Origin of the sequence: Acidovorax sp., assembly GCF_046339755.1 — a bacterium.
GTDB lineage: Bacteria > Pseudomonadota > Gammaproteobacteria > Burkholderiales > Burkholderiaceae_C > Acidovorax.
Genome location: NZ_JBKDTZ010000120.1, coordinates 1 through 3,186 on the forward strand (window position 1 = coordinate 1; position 3,186 = coordinate 3,186).

Here is a 3,186-nt window from a genome sequence, read left to right on the forward strand (position 1 = left end):
CGGCAGCCGCGCCTGTGAGGTGATGCTCTGGTCCGTGGCCTTGTCAGCGACATCGGTGATCTCCTTCCAGGCCGTCTGGGGCAGGAACTGCTGGTGCAGCTCGAAGCCGCTCATGTAGGGCAGGCGAAGGTCCAGCACCACACAGTCGAAGGGCTCGGCACGCAGCGCATCGAGCGCCGCGCCGCCACTCGGGGCCGGCACGATCTCGATGTCGTCGTTGCCCAGCAGCTCCAGCACCGCCGCGCGTTCGATTTCGTTGTCCTCCACCACCAGCAGGCGCTTGGTGCGCGGCACGATGAAGTCCTTGATGCGCCCGAAGGCCGCCTCCAGCCCCGTGGTGGTGGGGCCTTTCACCAGGTAGGCGAAGGCGCCGTGCGACAGCCCGTGCTGGCGCTCTTCCTCCTGGGTGATGATCTGCACCGGGATATGGCGCAGCCCGGGGTCGAGCTTGAGCTGGTTGAGCACCGTCCAGCCCAGCATGTCAGGCAGGAAGATGTCCAGGCAGATGGCCGCCGGCCGGTACTCGCGCGCCAGGGCCAGCCCCAGGCTGCCCTGGTTGGCCACGATGCCCTTGAAGCCATGCTCGCGCGCAAGGCCCAGCAGGATGCGGGCGTAGTGCGGATCGTCCTCGATGATCAGCAGCACCTGGTCCTGCGCGCCGATGGCATCGCGGTCGTCGGCGACCTGCTCTTCGCGCAGGCCGGGCAGGGTGGTCAGCGAACGGCTGGGCATTTCTGCCAGCTCTGCCGGCGAGCGGGAGCCCATGGGTTCGGTGGCGACGTGCTGCAGCGGCAGGTACAGCGTGAAGACGCTGCCCTGGCCGAAAACGCTGGTGAGCCGGATCTCGCCACCCAGCAGCACCGCCAGTTCGCGGCTGATGGCCAGGCCCAGGCCGGTGCCGCCGTACTTGCGCGAGGTGCCCGCGTCGGCCTGCTGGAAGGCCTCGAAGATGAGCCGCTGCTTCTCGGGCGGGACGCCGATGCCGGTGTCCTCCACCGCGAAGGCCACCACCTGCTGCGCTTGGCGCAGCACCGGGTGGTCCGGCGTCCAGCCGACCTTGGCGACGCCCACGCGCACTTCCACCTGGCCCTGGCTGGTGAACTTGACCGCGTTGGAAAGCAGATTCTTCAGGATCTGCTGCAGCCGCTTGGGGTCGCTGGCCATCGAGCGCGGCAGGTCGCGCTCGAAGCGGATGTGCAGCGGCAGGTTCTTGGCCACGGCCACATGGCGGAAGTTGCGGTCGATGTTGTCGCGCAGCGCCGCGAAGCTGATCTCCTCGACCTCCACGGTGACCGTGCCCGATTCGATCTTGGACAGGTCCAGGATGTCGTTGATGAGGTGCAGCAGGTCGGTGCCCGAGGAGTTGATGTTGCGCGAATATTCGATCTGCTTGGCCGAGAGGTTGCGCGCGCCGTTCTCGGCCAGCTGCTGGCTCAGGATCAGGATGGAGTTGAGCGGCGTGCGCAGCTCGTGCGACATGTTGGCCAGGAACTCGGACTTGTACTTGGAGGTCAGCGCCAGCTCCGAGGCCTTTTCCTCCAGCGCGCCACGCGCCTGCTCCACTTCGGCGTTCTTGCGTTCGACTTCGGCGTTCTGCTCGGCCAGCAGGCGCGCCTTGGTGCCCAGTTCCTCGTTGGTCTGCTGCAGCTCGCTCTGGCGTGACTGCAGCTCGGCCGTGAGCTGCTGCGACTGGGTGAGCAGGCCCTCGGTGCGCATGGTCGCCTCGATGGTGTTGATCACCGCCCCGATGTTCAGCGCCAGCTGGTCCAGGAAGTTCAGGTTCACCACCGTGAACGGATGCAGTGATGCCAGCTCGATCACCGCCTTGGTCTGGTTCTCGAAGAGCACCGGCAGCACCACGATGTTCACGTGCCGTGCCTCGCCCAGGCTGGAGCCGATGCGGATGAAATCGGACGACACGTCGGACAGCAGGATGCGCTTTTGCTCGACCGCGCACTGCCCCACCAGGCCTTCGCCCAGGGCCATGCGATCGGCCAGCCGCGCCTCGCCCACCTGGGCATAGCTGGATAGTTTCACCAGTTCGCCGCTGGCCCCGGCTTGCGCGTCGAGGTGGTAGACCGTGCCCTGGTGGGCGTACACCAGCGGCGCAAGTTCAGACAGCAGCAGCTTGCCGACCGTGTTGAGCTCGCGCTGGCCCTGCAGCATGCCGGTGAAGCGCGCCAGGTTGGTCTTGAGCCAGTCCTGCTCGCGGTTGCGCTCGGTGGTCTCGCGCAGGTTGGAGATCATGGTGTTGATGTTGTCCTTGAGCTCGGACACCTCGCCCTTGGCATCGACCTGGATGGAGCGCGTGAGGTCGCCCTTGGTCACCGCGGTGGCCACCTCGGCGATGGCGCGCACCTGCGTCGTGAGGTTGGCTGCCAGCAGGTTGACGTTGCCGGTCAGGTCCTTCCAGGTGCCCGCAGCACCGGGCACGTTGGCCTGGCCGCCCAGCCGGCCGTCCACGCCTACCTCGCGCGCCACGTTGGTCACCTGGTCGGCAAAAGTGGCCAGGGTGTCGGTCATGCCGTTGATGGTGTCGGCCAGCGCCGCGACCTCGCCCTTGGCCTGCACGGTGAGGCGCTGGCTGAGGTTGCCGTCGGCCACGGCGGTCACCACTTTCACGATGCCGCGCACCTGCTCGGTCAGGTTGCTGGCCATGAAGTTCACGTTGTCGGTCAGGTCCTTCCAGGTGCCGCCCACGCCGCTCACCTGGGCCTGCCCGCCGAGCTTGCCTTCGGTACCCACCTCGCGCGCCACGCGCGTCACCTCGCCGGCAAAGGAGTTGAGCTGGTCCACCATGGTGTTGATGGTGTTCTTGAGCTCCAGGATCTCGCCCTTCACGTCCACCGTGATCTTGCGGTTCAGATCGCCGCGTGCCACGGCGGTGGTCACCTCGGCGATGTTGCGCACCTGCGAGGTGAGGTTGGCGCCCATGGTGTTGACCGAGTCGGTCAGGTCCTTCCATGTGCCGGCCACGCCGGGTACCACCGCCTGCACGCCCAGGCGGCCTTCGGTACCCACCTCGCGCGCCACGCGCGTCACTTCGGACGCAAAGGAGCGCAACTGCTCGACCATGGTGTTGATGGTCTCCTTGAGCTGCAGGATCTCGCCGCGCACGTCGACCGTGATCTTCTTGGAGAGGTCGCCGTTGGCCACGGCGATGGTCACCTCGGCAATGTTGCGCAC

At 66.9% G+C, this 3,186-nt stretch carries 1 protein-coding gene; it reads right to left on the reverse strand.

Going from position 1 to position 3,186, the window contains the following annotated elements:
* Positions 1 to 3,186: HAMP domain-containing protein (locus ACK59X_RS09360; protein ID WP_409956762.1), on the reverse strand; the 3,186-nt coding region annotated here is incomplete at both ends.